Source organism: Kitasatospora sp. NPDC056181 (assembly GCF_042266225.1).
Classification (GTDB): Bacteria; Actinomycetota; Actinomycetes; order Streptomycetales; family Streptomycetaceae; genus Kitasatospora.
In genome coordinates this window covers 23,669-39,712 of the sequence record NZ_JBHJUK010000081.1, presented here as the reverse complement: position 1 = coordinate 39,712, position 16,044 = coordinate 23,669, and the positions used below count along the sequence as shown (strand labels likewise).

The 16,044-nt window shown below is 72.8% G+C and carries 14 protein-coding genes and 1 riboswitch; of the genes, 10 read left to right on the top strand and 4 right to left on the bottom strand.

Going from position 1 to position 16,044, the window contains the following annotated elements; all coding sequences use genetic code 11:
• Window positions 1–79: 79 nt before the first annotated feature.
• Window positions 80–1,033 carry an STM4015 family protein gene (locus ACFC1F_RS27080; protein WP_376162074.1) on the bottom strand — a complete coding sequence of 318 codons (954 nt, stop codon included), beginning with the start codon at window positions 1,031–1,033 and terminating at the stop codon, window positions 80–82.
• Window positions 1,034–1,432: 399 nt separating this feature from the next.
• Here ACFC1F_RS27080 and ACFC1F_RS27075 point away from each other — a divergent pair, with 399 nt between their 5' ends.
• Window positions 1,433–2,239, top strand: a complete 807-nt coding sequence (locus ACFC1F_RS27075) for a MerR family transcriptional regulator (RefSeq protein ID WP_376162072.1) — start codon at window positions 1,433–1,435, stop codon at window positions 2,237–2,239.
• On the top strand, window positions 2,236–3,510 hold the full coding sequence (locus ACFC1F_RS27070; RefSeq protein WP_376162070.1) for a glycosyltransferase: 1,275 nt from the start codon (window positions 2,236–2,238) through the stop codon (window positions 3,508–3,510). The genes ACFC1F_RS27075 and ACFC1F_RS27070 overlap by 4 nt, the downstream gene beginning before the upstream one ends.
• A gap of 312 nt (window positions 3,511–3,822) precedes the next feature.
• Here the strand turns inward: ACFC1F_RS27070 and ACFC1F_RS27065 are convergent, their stop codons facing one another.
• Window positions 3,823–4,032 (bottom strand): hypothetical protein, encoded by a 210-nt coding sequence (locus ACFC1F_RS27065; RefSeq protein ID WP_209410904.1) that lies wholly within the window; start codon window positions 4,030–4,032, stop codon window positions 3,823–3,825.
• Between the two features lie 218 nt (window positions 4,033–4,250).
• Between ACFC1F_RS27065 and ACFC1F_RS27060 the strand changes: the two genes are divergently transcribed.
• Window positions 4,251–5,009: a class I SAM-dependent methyltransferase gene (locus ACFC1F_RS27060; RefSeq protein ID WP_376162068.1), complete on the top strand. Its 759-nt coding sequence runs from the start codon at window positions 4,251–4,253 to the stop codon at window positions 5,007–5,009.
• 72 nt (window positions 5,010–5,081) lie between these two features.
• Here ACFC1F_RS27060 and ACFC1F_RS27055 read toward each other — a convergent pair whose 3' ends face one another.
• Window positions 5,082–5,600, bottom strand: a complete 519-nt coding sequence (locus tag ACFC1F_RS27055; RefSeq protein ID WP_376162066.1) for an ArsR/SmtB family transcription factor — start codon at window positions 5,598–5,600, stop codon at window positions 5,082–5,084.
• Between the two features lie 57 nt (window positions 5,601–5,657).
• Here ACFC1F_RS27055 and ACFC1F_RS27050 point away from each other — a divergent pair, with 57 nt between their 5' ends.
• Complete coding sequence (locus ACFC1F_RS27050) at window positions 5,658–6,572, top strand: S41 family peptidase (RefSeq protein WP_376162064.1); 915 nt, start codon at window positions 5,658–5,660, stop codon at window positions 6,570–6,572.
• A 349-nt stretch (window positions 6,573–6,921) separates the two neighbouring features.
• On the opposite strand, the gene ACFC1F_RS27045 is transcribed toward ACFC1F_RS27050, so the two are convergent.
• Complete coding sequence (locus ACFC1F_RS27045) at window positions 6,922–8,658, bottom strand: amidase (RefSeq protein WP_376162062.1); 1,737 nt, start codon at window positions 8,656–8,658, stop codon at window positions 6,922–6,924.
• Window positions 8,659–8,800: 142 nt separating this feature from the next.
• Between ACFC1F_RS27045 and ACFC1F_RS27040 the strand changes: the two genes are divergently transcribed.
• From ACFC1F_RS27040 to ACFC1F_RS27015, 6 genes are all read left to right on the top strand, one after another.
• Entirely contained in the window at window positions 8,801–9,523 is a 723-nt protein-coding gene (locus ACFC1F_RS27040; protein ID WP_376162060.1) for a TetR/AcrR family transcriptional regulator, read from the top strand.
• A gap of 399 nt (window positions 9,524–9,922) precedes the next feature.
• Window positions 9,923–10,114: riboswitch (cobalamin riboswitch) on the top strand.
• Between the two features lie 201 nt (window positions 10,115–10,315).
• Complete coding sequence (locus ACFC1F_RS27035) at window positions 10,316–11,815, top strand: CoA-acylating methylmalonate-semialdehyde dehydrogenase (RefSeq protein ID WP_376162058.1); 1,500 nt, start codon at window positions 10,316–10,318, stop codon at window positions 11,813–11,815.
• Complete coding sequence (locus ACFC1F_RS27030; RefSeq protein ID WP_376162056.1) at window positions 11,812–12,960, top strand: acyl-CoA dehydrogenase family protein; 1,149 nt, start codon at window positions 11,812–11,814, stop codon at window positions 12,958–12,960. The genes ACFC1F_RS27035 and ACFC1F_RS27030 overlap by 4 nt, the downstream gene beginning before the upstream one ends.
• On the top strand, window positions 12,960–14,033 hold the full coding sequence (locus ACFC1F_RS27025) for an enoyl-CoA hydratase/isomerase family protein (protein WP_376162054.1): 1,074 nt from the start codon (window positions 12,960–12,962) through the stop codon (window positions 14,031–14,033). Before ACFC1F_RS27030 ends, ACFC1F_RS27025 begins: the two co-directional genes overlap by 1 nt.
• Window positions 14,030–14,914 carry a 3-hydroxyisobutyrate dehydrogenase gene (gene mmsB / locus ACFC1F_RS27020; protein WP_376162052.1) on the top strand — a complete coding sequence of 295 codons (885 nt, stop codon included), beginning with the start codon at window positions 14,030–14,032 and terminating at the stop codon, window positions 14,912–14,914. Before ACFC1F_RS27025 ends, mmsB begins: the two co-directional genes overlap by 4 nt.
• Window positions 14,911–15,684, top strand: coding sequence for an enoyl-CoA hydratase (locus ACFC1F_RS27015; RefSeq protein WP_376162050.1), 774 nt, complete (start codon window positions 14,911–14,913; stop codon window positions 15,682–15,684). The genes mmsB and ACFC1F_RS27015 overlap by 4 nt, the downstream gene beginning before the upstream one ends.
• Window positions 15,685–16,044: the final 360 nt, after the last annotated feature.

The following is a 16,044-nucleotide window of genomic DNA, read 5'->3' as shown; positions in this document are numbered from 1 at the left end:
GACGTGCTCAGCGGAGATGAGTTCGGCGGTGATGTGTTCGGTGGTCGCCTGCCGCACGGCCATCGGGACCACGCCCCGTCTACTCGGCGACGGCGACGTACCGCCACTGGTCGTCCGGATTGCCGGGCTCGGAGAGGTCGAGCGCGACACCGGGCAGCGCCTGGCGCAGGCGCTGCTGCGCCGCCTCCGTCAGGTAGTGGTGGTGCAGGTCCAGCGCCTTGAGATGGGTGAGCGGCTGCCCCTCCAGGAGGGCATCGGCACCCTTGTCGGTGAGCACGCCCATGGAGAGGTTGAGCGACTCCAGCCGGGCCACCACCGGGGCTTGCGCGACCGCGGCGGCGATGTCGTCCTGCGCCTCGCTGTCCTGGAGGCCGAGGTGGCGCAGCGCGGGGAACCGGGAGCCGTCGAGGAAGGGCGCGTAGTCGGCCGGCGTGGAGTCGCCGCCGTACATCTCCACGCCCAGCCAGAACTCCAGCCGCTCCAGCGCGGGGAACTCGCTGTTCGCGACCGCCCGGAGCACCGCGGCCGGCAGACCGCCCGACTCGAACCGCAGTGCCCGCAGCCGGTCATGGCGCAGCGGCTTGAGCGAGACGCCCTCGCCCTCGACCGTCTCCCCCGAGGCACCGCGCACCACCAGTTCCTCCAGCTGGGGGAAGGTCCTCAGCACCGGAGTGACGTCCACCATGTCGATCCAGGAGATCTCGGATTCCTCGTACGTGATGTCCCCGATGAAGAGCGCGCGCAGGGCCGGCAGCCGCCCGGCGGCGGCGAGGATGGCCGCCAGCGGCCCGGCGAAGCTGTCCGGCCCGTCCACCGACCACTCGCCGACGACGACGGCGGTGACACGCTCGGTGTCGACCGTGTCGAGGAAGCGCTGCCACTGCTGCACGAAGCTCATCGGCGAGTCGTACTCGACGCCGATCTTCCAGGCGACCGCCGCCGGATCGGGCAGTGCGGCTCCCTCCTCGACGGCCGGGACGAAGGCGAGGACGGGGAGGCCGTGGAACTGTTCGACGTGCTTGCCGACGGTCATGCGCTGCTCCTTCGGTGGGTGGACCGAACAACTGTCTACCAGCCGGGTCGGACAATCCGGCAGCGGGGTACATACCGGGCGCGTTGTCGGGGTGGCGGCGGCGACCGGGAGATGCGCGACACAGGTCGGACCGCCCGCCGCAGCACGGGGCCTGAGGGTCCGGCGGCCGAGGCGGTGCGAGGCGGTGCGAGGTGGGTCGTGCCCGCCGGCGCTCGGGCGCGCCGTTCGCGCCGGTCGCGCCGGTCGCGCCGCTTCACGCCCCAGTCCGCGCCGGCCGTTATGCCCCCGTCCGCTCCGGTCGCCGCACCCCGGCCTGCGAGGCTTGACCCTTACCCCACGTCAGGCCGGACCGTGGGGCACGTCATGGCAGTGCGGTAACACGGCTACGAGGTGGGACGGATGAGTTGGTCAGTCGGGCAGGTTTCCGGTTTCGCCGGGGTCACGGTGCGGACGCTGCACTACTACGACCGGTCCGGGTTGTTGTCGCCCAGTGAACGCAGCCAGGCGGGCTACCGCCGCTACAGCAGCGCCGATCTGGCCAGGCTCCAGCAGATCCTCTTCTACCGGGAGCTCGGCTTCCCGCTCGACGAGATCGCCACCATCCTGGCGGATCCGCAGGCCAACGCCCTCGACCACCTGCGGGCCCGGCGCGAGGCCCTGGCCGAGCAGATCACCCGGCTGCAGAAGCTCGTCGAGGTCGCCGAACGGGCCATCGAGGTGCAGCGCACGGGGGTCGAACTGACCCCCGACGAGCGGTTCGAGGTGTTCGGGGACGTCGTCTTCGACCTGAGCTACGCCACCGACGCCCACCTCAAGTGGGGCGGGCACGAGGGCCACCAGGAGGCCCTCGCCCGAGCCGCCGGGCACTCCAAGGAGGACTGGCGCCGGCTGATGGCCGAGGCCGCCGCCTGGCGCGGGCAGCTCCTGGCGGCGTTCGCGGAGGGTGCTGCCACCGACAGCGAACGGGTCCTGGACCTCGCGGAGGAGCACCGGCAGCACATCAGCCGCTGGTTCACCCCCTGCCCGCCCGAGATGCACTGCCGGATCGCCGACGACTACGAGGCGGACGCCCGGGCCTTCGCCCTGGTCGTCCCGCCGGTGGACCAGCAGCCCGGCCTCGCCTCCTTCCTCCGCGCGGCCATCGGCGCCAACGCCCGGCGCCTCAGCGAGGGCGGCGCGCCGAACCTCCCCGAGGGCGAGCAGTGAGGATCCTCATCACAGCGGCCGGTTCGCACGGCGATGTCGCCCCCTACACGGGCCTCGGAACCCGTCTGAGCGCGGCAGGCCACGACGTGGCCCTCGCCGCGCCGGAGGGCTTCGCCGCCCTGGTGCGCGGGAGCGGTCTCGACTTCCGCCCGCTGCCGGCCGATCCCCGGGCGACACCGGCCGGCGGCAGGGGTGCCGGTGACAAGGGCGGTGGCGGCAGGCGTGTCGACGACGGGGGCGCCGGCGGTAGGGGATCCTCCCTCATGGCCAGGGCGGCCGCCTTCGTGGACAGCCTCGGCGACGGGCTCGTCGACGCCGCCGCCCCCGGCGTCGACCTGCTGCTGCTCTCCACCACCACCGCCCCGCTCGGCTGGCACCTCGCCGAGTCCCTGGGCATCCCCAGCCTCGGGGTCTACCTGCAACCCGTGCTGCCCACCGGCGAGTTCCCTCCGGTGGTCGGCGGCACGCGGTCGCTCGGCCGCTGGGGCAACCGCACGGCCGGCGCGCTCGGCCAGCGCGTCGTGGACCGCCTGCACACTCGCGCGGCCCGCAGGCTGCGCGAGCGCCTCGGCCTGCCGGCCCTGGCGCAGAGCATCCGGCGGCGGCGTCAGGAGCAGCAGGACTGGCCGGTCCTGCACGGTTTCAGCCCCACCCTGGTGCCCCGTCCGGCGGACTGGCGGCGAGGGCTGGAGGTGGTCGGCAACTGGTGGCCTTACGAGCCACCGGGCAGTCAACTCCCGCCCGAGGTCGAGGACTTCCTCCTGGCCGGGCCGCCGCCGGTGTTCATCGGCTTCGGCAGCATGGCGGCCGGGCACGGGGAGCGGCTGAGCGAGTTGGCCGTCCAGGCGCTCCGGCGGGCGGGGGTTCGCGGTGTGCTCCAGTCCGGCTGGGCCGGTCTGGCCGCCACCGGCGACGACGTCCTGACCGTCGGCGAACTCCCGCACGCCCAGCTCCTCCCGCGCACCGCCGCCGTCGTCCACCACTGCGGCGCGGGCACCTCCGCCGCCGGCCTGCGTGCGGGTGTGCCGACGGTCCCCGTCCCCGTGACGGCCGACCAGCCCTTCTGGGCCGCGCGCCTCGCCGGCCTCGGAGTCGCCACCGCGCCCGTGCCGTTCGCCGGGCTGACGGCCGACCGTCTCGCGGCGGGCATCCGACAGGCGGTCGAGGACGCGTCCTACCGTGCGCGGGCGCAGGCCGCCGCCCGCGCGATGGCGGACGAGGACGGCGCGGCGCGCGTCGCCGAGGCGGTCGCGAGGCTCGCCGGGCGGTGACGTGCGGCCGACGTTCCCGCCGTCCCGCGCGGCCCGTCGTCCGTCGGAGCGGGGAGGCGCGCCGGCCTCGCCGTAGTGGTGATGCGGTCGGCCCCGCGGAACCGGGCGGGCTCGGACGGCTGGTCCGGACGGCGGGCCCGGACGGGTGCTGGCGACGCCTTACCGGGTCGGCCTCTCGGGCCGTGCCGGTCGGGGGCGGTCGCGGAATCCAGGCCACCCGGCACGCTGGTGCGTCGACCTGTCGGCGCCGTGCGCGCATGCCACACCGCCCGCGCCGGAGGGGGCGCGGGCGGTGGATGGGCCGGGCAGCGGTCAGGAGAGCTGGTTGCTGTTGAAGGAGCCGACCACGTTGTCGCCGCCGACGTTGAAGATGTCGCCGCCGGCCAGCTGGTTTCCGGTGCCGATGACGGTGATGGTCGTGGTGGTCACGGTCGGGCCGTCGGCGAAGGCCTGGGCCGGGACGGCCGTCGCGGCGCCGACGGCGGCGAGGAGGACGGCGAGGGTGCGGGCGGTACGGTACATGGCATAAGTCCCTTCGTAGACCAACTTGCCCTTGCACACTAGGTACCGTGGGCGCGGTCCTCGGGGGAATGTCACCCGAACGGGGTGGGTTGCGTGTCGTCCCGGATCGTCGGCGGTTGACGGGGGCTCGCCCCGGGCGCCGCGGCACCGTAAGGGGTGTGACCTACTCCGCGGAAAACCGGTTGGCCGGGGTGGCGGCCGACCGGGATGATGCGGTTATGTCGCGTACGTTCGAAGACTTGATTGCCGAGGCCGAGGCGGTGTCCGTCGACGGTTGGGACTTCTCCTGGCTGGACGGGCGGGCCACCGAGGAGCGGCCGTCCTGGGGGTACCAGCGGCTGCTGGGGGAGCGGCTGGCGTCGGCCTCGGCGGCGTTGGACATCCAGACCGGCGGCGGCGAGGTGTTGGCCGGGGCCAGGCCCGGGGGATTCCCGCCGGCCATGGTCGCCACCGAGTCGTGGCCGCCGAACATCGCCAGGGCGACGCGGCTGCTGCACCCGCTCGGCGCGGTCGTGGTCGCGGATCCGGACGAGCCGCCGCTGCCCTTCGCGGACGAGGCTTTCGACCTGGTGACCAGCCGTCACCCGGCGACCGTCTGGTGGGCGGAGATCGCCCGCGTGCTGAAGCCCGGTGGCACGTACTTCGCGCAACACGTCGGGCCTGCCTCGGTGTTTGAGCTGGTCGAGTACTTCCTCGGGCCGCAGCCCGAGGCGCGGGAGGGCCGTCACCCCGACCGGGAGAGCGCCGACGCGCGGGCGGCCGGGCTGGAGGTGGTTGACCTGCGGTCCGAGCGGCTGAGGGTGGAGTTCTCCGACATCGGGGCGGTGGTCTACTTCCTGCGGAAGGTGATCTGGATGGTCCCGGGCTTCACCGTCGACGCCTACCGTGACCGGCTGCGCGAGCTGGACGCCCGGATCCGCGCCGAGGGCCCGTTCGTGGCCCACTCGGCGCGCTTCCTGATCGAGGCGCGCAAGTAGATCGACTGATCCGGCGGCCGCACCGTGCAGATTGGGGCCGGCCGGCCGTACCTGTCCGTCAGCAGGCCGACCCTACGCCCCGGCCTGCTGGTAGAGCGTCACCAGGAGGCCGTGCACCGGCTCGCCCTCCGGATCCTCCTCCGTCTCGTCGACCAGTGCGGCCAGCGCCTCGGCGAGCCGCGCTGCCTTGGCCGGGCTGAGTCGGAGGTGGCGCAGTGCCAGGAGGTGGTCGGTGGGGGAGCGGCCCAACTCCTGGGCGATGGCGCCGAGTAGTGCGGCCGTGCCCTCGGCCTGCGGTTCGGTGACGAGGAGCCGCTCGGCGGTTCGCCGGTAGTACTTCTCGGTGCCGCCGCGCACCTGTCGTGTTCCCGCGTCCTGGATCAGCCCTGCCTCGCTCAGCACCCTGAGGTGGTGGGAGATGCTGCCCTTGTTCGCTCCCAGCTGCGCGGCGAGCCGGCTGATCGTCGACGGCTGGGTGCTCAGGGCGAAGAGCAGACGCTGGCGCAGGGGGTGGGCGAGTGCGGTGTGCTGCAGAGGCGTGCTGATCCGCTGGACGTCTTCGTGCGGTTGCGGTTGCAGTTGATTGCTCACCAGATCAAGCGTTAAGCGTGTTTGACGCTTTGACAAGTCGCTGGTCTACTCCCTCCCATGACCTCCACCATATCGCCGCCACCTGCGTTGGACGCCGTTGCCGTCATCGAGTCGATCGCCGACCTGGTCGGCGGGAACTACGTCTTCCCCGATGTCGCCCGGCAGCTGGCGGACCTGCTGCGGCGCCGCAGTGCCGCGGGCTCCTACCGGGCAGAATCCGCCGAGGAGTTGGCCGAAGCGGTCACCGCGGACCTGCGGTCCGTCAACGGCGACCTGCACCTGGCCCTCAAGTACCACGCCGTGCCGGTGCCGAGTGAGCGGGGAGCGGCGGCACTCGCCGCGATGCGAAGGGAATTCGACGCCTCCCTGGGCGGTGTTCCGCGCGTGGAGCTCCTCGACGGCGGCGTCGCGGTGCTGGAGATCGCACCCAAGATGTTCCCGCTGGACTGGGCGGCGCAGCCCCTGACCGCGGCGCTCTCACTGGTGGCTCCCGCCCGCGCCCTCATCCTGGACCTGCGCCGCAACACCGGTGGCGATCCGGACACGGTCGCCTTCGTCTGCGGCTACCTGCTCGACGGCCGCACCCACCTCAACACCATGCTCTCGCGGCAGGGAGAGCTGGCCGAGCAGTCCTGGACGCCCCCGTTCGTCCCGGGAGCCCGCTTCGGCGCCGACAAGCCGCTCTACGTGCTGACGAGCGGAAACACCTTCTCCGCGGCCGAGGAGCTCGCCTACGACCTGCAGCAGCTCGGGCGCGCCGAGGTCGTCGGGGAGGACACCCGGGGCGGCGCGCACCCGCGCGAGGGCTGGACGGTGCACCCGCACCTGGAGCTCAGCGTGCCCGTCGCCCGCGCGGTCAACCCGGTCTCGGGCACCAACTGGGAGGGCGTCGGTGTCCGGCCCGATGTACCGTGCGACGCCGAGGCCGCGCTCGACCGCGCGCTGTCCCTGGCCGTGGCGCGCTTGACCTGACGTCCTCCCTTCCCCGCCTCGGCCCCCGGGAAGCGGGTGCGGATCACCGATGGCTTCGGTCAGCAGGTTCAGATGAGCACCGAGCAGTTCCGCGACTTCGTCGAGCAGGCAGAGCGGGGGCTGTTGGACCGGGCCCCCGCATCCCGAGAGGCCCCGAATCCGTAGCGGATTCACAACCTCGGTGCAGGTTGCGGGCTCACCGGGCATCGACGTGCTTTCGGTGGGCAGCGCCCCGAGCCCTGCCCCCGTGCGCGCGCTGGGCGGCCGCGCGGGGGCAGGCTGCTGGTGGCCGGCCGGTGTCTCGTCGCACCGGCCGGTCCTCGTGTCCGACCCTTCGGACACCCTCAGGTTATTCCGACGCCAGCCGCGGCGTGCGGAGCGGCTCCGTGCGCCGGTTGCCGGTCGCCTCGAAGGCCGCGGCGAGGGCGAGCAGGGCGTTGTCGTCGTAGGCGCGGCCCGCGAAGGTCAGTCCGACGGGCATGCCGGTGTCGGTCATGGTGCCCATGGGCACGGTCACCGTCGGGATGCCGAGGTGGCGGGGCACCAGGTTGCCGTTGGCGACCCAGACGCCGTTGCGCCAGCCGAGGTCGGCGGAGGCCTCGTTCACGTCCATGTCCGCGGGGCCCACGTCGGCGACCGCGGGGAACACCACCGCGTCCAGGCGCAGGTCGTCCATCCACAGCTCCAGGTCGACCCGGCGGGTCTCCTCCAGCCCGCGAAGTCCCTCTTCGAGGTGGGGCATGTCGGTGAAGGAGGCGTACGGGCGCTCGCGCACGAAGCGCGGGTAGTCGCCGATCGTATCGTCGAAGCCGACGTAGCGGTCGGGGAGTTCGCCCTGGTGCTTGGGGAAGATGCGGTCGCCGTCGACCTCGGTCAGGGTGGCGAGCGCGGGGTCGCCGTTGGCCCGCAGGAAGTCGTCCCACGCCCAGGCGGAGAGGTCCTCGATCTCGACCTTGAGGAAGTCGCCGCCGACCAGGCCGCGGGTGGGCAGCGAGGGAGCGGCGGGGCGGTCGGACTCGTAGTTCGACACGACGGGGAAGTCGACCTCGACCACCTCGGCCCCGGCGGCCTCCAGGTCGCGGCGCGCCGCCTCCCACCGGGCGATCACCGAGGGGCGGGTCTCGATCCGCAGGCCGGTCTGGCCGCCGATGCCGCCGTCGGGGTTGGTCCCCGCGCCGGGGTCGGCGTTGATGTACATCCTGGGGACGCCGACGCGCTTGCCGGCGAGCGTGGCGTGCGCCGTCGCCGCGTCCGCGGGAGCGAGTGCCGGGTACGAGGCGGGGCGCACCTGCGACGGTGCGGGCAACGGGATCCACGGCTGCGCGCGCCACAGGTCGCCGCGGGTCTCCGGGTCGTCGGCCACGATGACGTCGAGCAGTTCGAAGAGGTCGGCCATGGTGCGGGTGTGCGGGACGACGACGTCCATGGTCGGGACGAGCGGCCAGTTGCCGCGCACCGAGATCACGCCGCGGCTGGGGGTGTAGGCGCACAGCGCGTTGTACGACGCGGGGGCCCGGCCCGACGACCAGGTCTCCTCGCCGAGGCCGAACGCCCCGAACGACGCCGCGGTCGCAGTTCCCGAGCCGTTGGACGAGCCGGAGCCGTAGGCGCTGGTCAGCCAGTCGGCGCTGTACGGGCTCTCCGCGCGACCGTACACGCCGCGCTGCATGCCGCCGTTCGCCATCGGCGGCATGTTGGTCAGGCCGATGAGCACGGCCCCGCCCGCGCGCAGTCGCTCGATGGCGAACGCGTCGCGCTGGGCGACGAGGTGTTCGAACGCCGGTGAACCGGCCGCCGCCGTCAGGCCCTTCGCGAGGTAGCTGTCCTTCGCGGTGTACGGGATGCCGTCGAGCGGGCCGAGCGTCTCGCCGCGCGCGCGGCGGGCGTCGGAGGCCTCTGCTTCGGCGCGGGCGTCCGGGTTCATCACGACCATCGCGTTGAGTGCGGTGGCGGTTCCGGGTCGGTCGTACGCGTCGATGCGCGCGAGGTACGCGTCGAGCAGGGCGACCGCGGTGGTCTCGCCCTTCTCCAGCGCCGCGCGCAGGTCGGCGATACAGGTCTCCACAACGTCGAATCCGCGCGTCATGCGGGTGCCTCCTGAAGGGTGGGTCGGACAGGCGAACCGCTGGGCGTCGGACCGCGCACACGCGGGCTTCGGGCTCCAGTCGCACTGTCTAGATTTTCAGTCTAGACTACGGATCTAGATCCCCAGAAACCGAGGTGAGGCCATGCCGACGCCAGAGAACGAGCCCACACGGCCGCAGTCCCGCCCCTCACCGAAGAACGCGATCGGGCCCGCGCCGAACGCGGAGCCCGGGGCCACCCCGCAGCCGGCTCTGGCCTCGGTCGACCGGAAGCGTCAGCCCACCGGCGACGAGGCGCGGGGACGGGCGATGCGGGCCGCTATCAGCGCCATCGCCGAGAAGGGCCCCGCAGCCGTGCGGATGTCGGACATCGCCGCGCGGGCCGGCATGAGCACCGGGCACATCCTGTACCACTTCGGCAAGAAGGACCGCCTCCTGCTCGAAGTCCTCGCATGGAGCGAAGCGGACCTCGTGACCCGGTTCCAGCAGGCCGCGGACCAGGCCGCCTCCCCCTCGGAGAAGCTGGCACTGTTCGTCCGCTTCTACCTGCCCCGCCACCAGGGCGACGAACGCTACGCGCTGTGGACGCAGGTGCTGGCCCAGCGCCACGACGACGCCGGCCGGCAGCTCCTCACCGCACTGTCCGACGCCTGGGAAGAGCACCTGGAAGCCATCCTTCTCGAAGGCCGGGCCCTGGGGCAGTTCGCCGACGTGGATCCGTCCGAGTTCGTCATCAGGGCCGTGGCCATGCTCAACGGGCTGTCCGGAGACGTGATGTTCGGACGCCCGCGCTGGCAGCACGCCTCCGCGCACACGTTCGCCCTTTCCGCTCTCGAACGGGAACTGCGGCCGACCGGTCGGGCGTGACGGGTCGACGACGGAGACGCGGCCCGCTGGATCGGCAAGAGCGCGGCCGGCCGGCCGCCCTGCCGGCCCGAGCCCCAGCACCCGGCCCCGGCCCTCACCCTTACTGAGGCTGCCGCCGACGGTGACCACCCGGCGGCCGCACCGCCGGCGCGGCGCCCGGGCGGGTGGAAGTGCCCAGCCGACCGGGCGCGCCCATGATCCGGGTGGCGGGCCGGGGCATGCGTCCGGGGGCCGTCTCGGCCGAGCGGGTCCGAGGAGGGCGGCATCCATCCCGACGGCACGTCAGGCTGTCGCCAGGGGCCGTGCCCACCTGTGCTCCGCGTCGATCGCACCACCCGGGCGGTGCTCGGCGCAGTGGGATCCCGATGGCGCGACGCGAACCCGGACCTCTGGACTTACTAGGACGTCCAACTATATGGTCGATGACAGGTCCGCGGTGTCAGGGAAGCCGGTGTGAGTCCGGCACGGTCCCGCCACTGTGACCGGGGAGTTCGTCCTCGCAGATGAAGGCCACTGGCAGCCAGCCGGGAAGGCCCGGGGGCGCGCGGTGATCCGGGAGTCAGGATACCGGCCGCGGGTGGTTCGTGTTTTCCACGAGGATGGAGACGACACGCATGACTCCGGGCTGCTGTTCCCGTTCCGCTGCCGTGCTGCCGACCGTCAGGTGCCACCGCGCCTGACGGTAGGTCAACAACGCCATTTCGCGACGACGCATGACCGTGCGCCCGATCGCCGGCGATGGCGCTGCTCTCCATTCCTCCTCTCCCCAACCCTGTCGAGAGAAGGAACCCGATGGTCCGAGAACTGACCCACTTCATCGCCGGCAAGCGCACCGCCGGCACGTCCGGCCGCTTCGGCGACGTGTACGACCCCAACACCGGCCGGGTGCAGGCCCGGGTGCCGCTGGCCGACCGCGCCGAGGTCGAGGCGGTGATCGCCGACGCCGCGCAGGCCCAGCCCGCGTGGGCGGCCTGGAATCCCCAGCGGCGGGCGCGCGTCCTGCTGCGCTTCCTGCAGCTGGTCGAGCTGGAGAAGGAGGAGCTGGCCAGGCTGCTCTCCGCCGAGCACGGAAAGACCGTGGCCGACGCCCACGGCGACATCCAACGCGGCCTGGAGGTCGTGGAGTTCGCCGCCGGGATCCCGCACCTGTTGAAGGGCGAGTTCACCGACAACGCCGGCACCGGCATCGACGTGTACTCGATGCGCCAGCCGCTCGGCGTGGTCGCCGGCATCACGCCGTTCAACTTCCCGGCGATGATCCCGCTCTGGAAGGCCGCGCCCGCGCTGGCCTGCGGCAACGCCTTCGTCCTCAAGCCCTCCGAGCGCGACCCCTCGGTGCCGCTGCGGCTGGCCGAGCTGTTCCTGGAGGCCGGGCTGCCGCCGGGCGTGCTCAACGTGGTCAACGGCGGAAAGGAGGCGGTGGACACCCTGCTGGGGGACCCGCGGGTGGAGGCGGTCGGCTTCGTCGGATCCACCCCGATCGCGCAGTACGTGTACGCGACGGCCGCCGCCCACGGGAAGCGGGCGCAGTGCTTCGGCGGTGCGAAGAACCACATGATCGTGATGCCGGACGCCGACCTCGACCAGGCGGCCGACGCGCTGATCGGAGCCGGCTACGGCTCGGCCGGTGAGCGGTGCATGGCGATCTCGGTGGCGGTCCCGGTGGGGGAGGAGACCGCGGACGCCCTGGTGGCGAAACTGGTCGAGCGGATCGCCGCACTGAAGGTCGGGCGCTCGGACGACCCGGCGGCCGACTTCGGGCCGCTGGTCGGACGCGACGCCCTGGACCGGGTGCGCGGCCACCTGGACCTCGGGGTCGCGGAGGGAGCCGAACTCGTCGTGGACGGGCGGGACTTCCGGCTGGATGGCCACGAGGACGGCTTCTTCCTCGGCGCCTCGCTGTTCGACCGGGTCACGTCGGACATGCGGATCCACCGGGAGGAGATCTTCGGGCCCGTCCTGACCGTGGTGCGTGCCGCCGACTACGAGGAGGCTCTGCGGCTGCCCAGCGAGCACGAGTTCGGCAACGGTGTCGCGATCTACACCCGGGACGGCGACACCGCCCGGGACTTCGCCCGCCGGGTGAACACCGGCATGGTCGGGGTCAACGTGCCGATCCCGGTGCCGATCGCGTACCACACCTTCGGTGGCTGGAAGCGCTCCGCGTTCGGCGACCTCAACCAGCACGGGCCTGATTCGATCCGCTTCTACACCCGCACCCGCACCGTCACCTCGCGCTGGCCCTCCGGGGTCAAGGAGGGCGCGAGCTTCACCATGCCGACGATGGGATGAGCGCCGTGCACGACCTCACCGAGGATCAGCGCGCCATCGCGGACACGACGAGGGCCTTCGCCCGCGAGCACCTCGCCCCGAACGCGGTCGAGTGGGACCAGACCAAGCACTTCCCCGTTGACGTGCTTCGCAAGGCGGCGGATGTCGGCCTGGCCGGCGTCTACGTCCGTGAGGAGTCCGGTGGCTCCGGACTCACCCGCGCCGACGGCGTCCTCGTCTTCGAGGCGCTGGCGACCGGCTGCCCGTCCATCGCCGCCTACCTGTCCATCCACAACATGGTCGCCTGGATGATCGACCGCTACGGCGACGACGCCCAGCGCGCCCGCTGGCTGCCCGGCCTCTGCGCGGCCGAACAACTCGGCAGCTACTGCCTCACCGAGCCCGGTGCGGGCTCGGATGCCGCGGCACTGACCACGCGGGCCCGCTGGGACGGTGACCACTGGATCCTCGACGGCGTCAAGCAGTTCGTCTCGGGTGCGGGAGCCTCGCAGGTGTACGTGGTGATGGCCCGCACCGGTGGACCGGGGGCAGGCGGGGTCTCCGCGTTCGTCGTGGAACGCGGAGACCCGGGGGTCTCCTTCGGGCCGAACGAGAACAAGATGGGCTGGAACGCGCAGCCGACCCGGCAGGTGCGGCTGGACGGTGTCCGGCTGCCCGCCGACCGGCTCCTCGGGGCCGGGGGCGAGGGCTTCCGGATCGCCATGAAAGGGCTGAACGGCGGCCGGCTCGGCATCGCCGCCTGCTCCCTCGGCGGCGCGCAGGACGCCCTGGAGAGGGCCACCGGTTACTTGGCCGACCGCGAGGCGTTCGGCGCCCGGCTGCTGCACGCCCAGGCCCTGCAGTTCCGACTCGCCGACATGGCCACCGAGTTGGAGGCGGCCAGGTCGCTGCTCTGGCGGGCCGCGACCGCCCTGGACCGGGGCGATCCCCGGGCGCCGCAGCTGTGCGCGATGGCCAAGCGCTACGCCACCGACACCGGCTTCGAGGTCGCCAACGCCGCGCTCCAACTGCACGGCGGCTACGGCTACCTGGCCGAGTACGGCATCGAGAAGATCGTCCGAGACCTGCGGGTGCACCAGATCCTGGAAGGAACCAACGAGATCATGCGCGTCATCGTCGCCCGCGGCCTGACCGGAGCCGCGTGATGACCGGGAACACCGTCGACGAGGTCCTCGTCCAGCGCGAGGGCAGGGCCGGCCTGATCGTCCTCAACCGCCCCGCGGCCCTGAACGCCCTCACCCACGGCATGGTGCGGAGGATCTCCGAAGCCCTGGACTCCTGGGAGGAGGACGAGAGGGTCGAATCCGTCGTCGTCACCGGCGCCGGCGAGCGGGCCTTCTGCGCCGGCGGCGACATCGTCGCCATCCACCGCGCCGCCACCGGCGGCGACCCGGGCGCCGTCGAGGAGTTCTGGCGGGACGAGTACCGCCTCAACGCCCGGATCGCCCGCTACTCCAAGCCCTATGTCGCGCTCATGAGCGGCATCGTGATGGGCGGCGGGGTTGGCGTTTCCGCCCACGGCAGCGTCCGGATCGTCACCGAGACCACGCGCATCGCCATGCCCGAGGCCGGCATCGGCTTCGTTCCGGACGTGGGTGGCACCTACCTGCTCGCTCTTGCACCGGGCGAGTTGGGCACCCACCTCGCCTTGACCGCGGGATCCGTCGGTGCCGCCGACGCGCTGCTGTGCGGGCTCGGCGACCACTTCGTCCCTGCCGAGCGGCTGGCCGCGTTGCTGGACGACCTCGCCGAACTGCCCGTGCACGATGCCCTCGAACGGCACGTCCAGGCGGCGCCCGCCGGGGTGCTGGAGGGACAGCGGGCGTGGATCGACGGCTGCTACGCCGCCGACACCGTCGAGGAGATCCTCGGCCGGCTGCGGGAGAGCGGCGAACCCGAGGCCAAGAAGGCCGCCGACCGGATCGCTGCGAACTCTCCTGCCGCCGTGAAGGCCACGCTGGCGGCCCTGCGCCGGGCCCGGGCCCTCGGCCCGCTGGAGGCGGTGCTCGACCAGGAGTACCGCACCTCGTGCGCGGCCCTCGCCACCGCCGACCTGGCCGAGGGCATCCGGGCCCAGGTGATCGACAAGGACCGTTCCCCGCGGTGGAGCCCGGCGACGCTCGGCGCCGTCGAACCCGCCGCGGTGGCCCGCTACTTCGCCCCGCTCGGCGAGCACGAACTCGGCCTCGCCGCCACCACACCCCTGGAGCGCTGGTGACCCACAGCATCGGATTCGTCGGACTCGGCAACATGGGCGGCCCGATGGCCGCCAACCTCGTCAGGGCCGGCCACCGGGTGACCGGCTACGACCTGGCGGAGCACGCCCGGGAGCGCGCTGCCGGAAGCGGTGTGGCCGTGGCCGGCTCAGCGGCGGAGGCGGTCGGCGACGCCGACCTGGTGATCACCATGCTGCCGACCGGGCGGCACGTCCTGGACGCGTACCAGGAGCTCACCGCCGTCGCCCGAGGCGCGCTGTTCGTGGACTGCTCCACCATCGCGGTCGGGGACGCCCGGGTGGCCGCCGACCTCGCCCGGGTAGCCGGACACCGCGCCGTCGACGCACCGGTCTCCGGTGGCGTGGCCGGCGCGGAGGCGGCGGGCCTGACGTTCATGGTCGGCGCCGACGACACCGACTTCGCCGACGCCGAACCGGTGTTGGCGGAGATGGGCCGCCGGGTCGTCCACTGCGGAGCGTCCGGCGCCGGTCAGGCGGCGAAGATCTGCAACAACATGATCCTGGGCATCTCCATGATCGCGGTCAGCGAGGCCTTCGTCCTCGGGGAGAGCCTCGGTCTGAGCCACCAAGCCCTGTTCGACGTGGCCTCCACCGCCTCCGGGCAGTGCTGGGCGCTCACCGGCAACTGTCCGGTTCCCGGCCCCGTTCCGACCAGCCCGGCGAACCGCGAGTACGCGGCCGGGTTCGCCGCCGCGCTGATGGCCAAGGACCTCGAGCTCGCCGCCGACGCGGCCGGCTCCGCCGCCGTTCCGGCCGAACTCGGCAGAAGGGCAGCCGAGTTGTTCGCCTCCTTTGCTCAGGGCGAGGCCGGCGGTCTGGACTTCTCCGCCATCATCACCACCCTCCGGGAGGATTCCGCATGACGTACGAGACGATCCTGGTCGAACGCAAGGGCCGGGTCGGGCTGATCACGCTCGACCGCCCGAAGGCGCTCAACGCGCTCAACACCCTCCTGATGAACGAAGTCGTCGCAGCGGCGGCGGAGTTCGACCGGGACCCGGAGATCGGCTGCCTGGTGGTCACCGGCTCGGAGAAGGCCTTCGCGGCCGGCGCCGACATCAAGGAGATGCAGTCCCTCGACTTCGTCGACGCCTACCTCGGCGACTGGTTCGCCGCCTGGGACCGCTTCGCCGCCCTGCGCAAGCCCGTCGTGGCGGCGGTCGCCGGCTACGCGCTGGGCGGCGGCTGCGAGTTGGCGATGATGTGCGACATCCTGCTGGCGGCGGACACTGCGAAGTTCGGTCAGCCGGAGATCAAGCTCGGCGTGATCCCGGGCATCGGCGGCTCGCAGCGCCTGACCCGGGCGGTCGGCAAGGCGAAGGCCATGGAGCTCTGCCTGACCGGCCGGATGATGGGCGCCGAGGAGGCCGAGCGGGCCGGCCTGGTCTCCCGGATCGTCCCCGCCGACCAGCTCACGGCCGAGGCCCTGGCCACCGCCGAGACCGCGGCCGCGATGTCCACCCCGGCGGCGGTCATGCTCAAGGAGAGCGTCAACCGCTCGTACGAGACCACGCTCGCCGAGGGCGTCCGGTTCGAACGGCGGCTGTTCCACGCGACGTTCGCCACGGCGGACCAGAAGGAGGGTATGGGGGCCTTCGCCGGGAAGCGCCCGCCGTCCTTCACCCACCGCTGACAGTCCGCGCGGGCGCCGCCCCTCGCCCGGGGTGGCGCCCGCAGGTCGGTCGGCCGATCGCCGAAGCAGGTAGGTGTCCGCGATCCAGCCCTTGCGTTCGCGGGCCGACTTGTGCAACTCGCCGATCCGCAGAGCGACTTCGGAGGTCAGTCCGGCGACCAGGATCTCGTCGGGGGTGCCGGGGCGGGCGCCGTGGCGGATCTCCCTTCCCCCGGGGTCGATCCCGGTGAACGCGGCACGGCCGTCGAGCATCACCACCGTGTCGCCCACGCCCTCGGGGAACCCCTCGGCCAGGCGGCGGCCGGTGGTGATGTGCATCGCGAGGCCGGCCCGGGCCCGCCGAGGCGTGCGAGGGCCCGT

Bases quoted from the DNA above. Each gene is read 5' to 3' on its own strand.
- ACFC1F_RS27040 (WP_376162060.1), top strand. From the start codon at position 8,801: ATGCCGACGCCAGAGAACGAGCCCACACGGCCGCAGTCCCGCCCCTCA.
- ACFC1F_RS27075 (WP_376162072.1), top strand. From the start codon at position 1,433: ATGAGTTGGTCAGTCGGGCAGGTTTCCGGTTTCGCCGGGGTCACGGTG.
- ACFC1F_RS27060 (WP_376162068.1), top strand. From the start codon at position 4,251: ATGTCGCGTACGTTCGAAGACTTGATTGCCGAGGCCGAGGCGGTGTCC.
- ACFC1F_RS27045 (WP_376162062.1), bottom strand. From the start codon at position 8,658: ATGACGCGCGGATTCGACGTTGTGGAGACCTGTATCGCCGACCTGCGC.
- ACFC1F_RS27030 (WP_376162056.1), top strand. From the start codon at position 11,812: ATGAGCGCCGTGCACGACCTCACCGAGGATCAGCGCGCCATCGCGGAC.
- ACFC1F_RS27035 (WP_376162058.1), top strand. From the start codon at position 10,316: ATGGTCCGAGAACTGACCCACTTCATCGCCGGCAAGCGCACCGCCGGC.
- ACFC1F_RS27025 (WP_376162054.1), top strand. From the start codon at position 12,960: ATGACCGGGAACACCGTCGACGAGGTCCTCGTCCAGCGCGAGGGCAGG.
- ACFC1F_RS27065 (WP_209410904.1), bottom strand. From the start codon at position 4,032: ATGTACCGTACCGCCCGCACCCTCGCCGTCCTCCTCGCCGCCGTCGGC.
- ACFC1F_RS27050 (WP_376162064.1), top strand. From the start codon at position 5,658: ATGACCTCCACCATATCGCCGCCACCTGCGTTGGACGCCGTTGCCGTC.
- ACFC1F_RS27080 (WP_376162074.1), bottom strand. From the start codon at position 1,033: ATGACCGTCGGCAAGCACGTCGAACAGTTCCACGGCCTCCCCGTCCTC.
- ACFC1F_RS27015 (WP_376162050.1), top strand. From the start codon at position 14,911: ATGACGTACGAGACGATCCTGGTCGAACGCAAGGGCCGGGTCGGGCTG.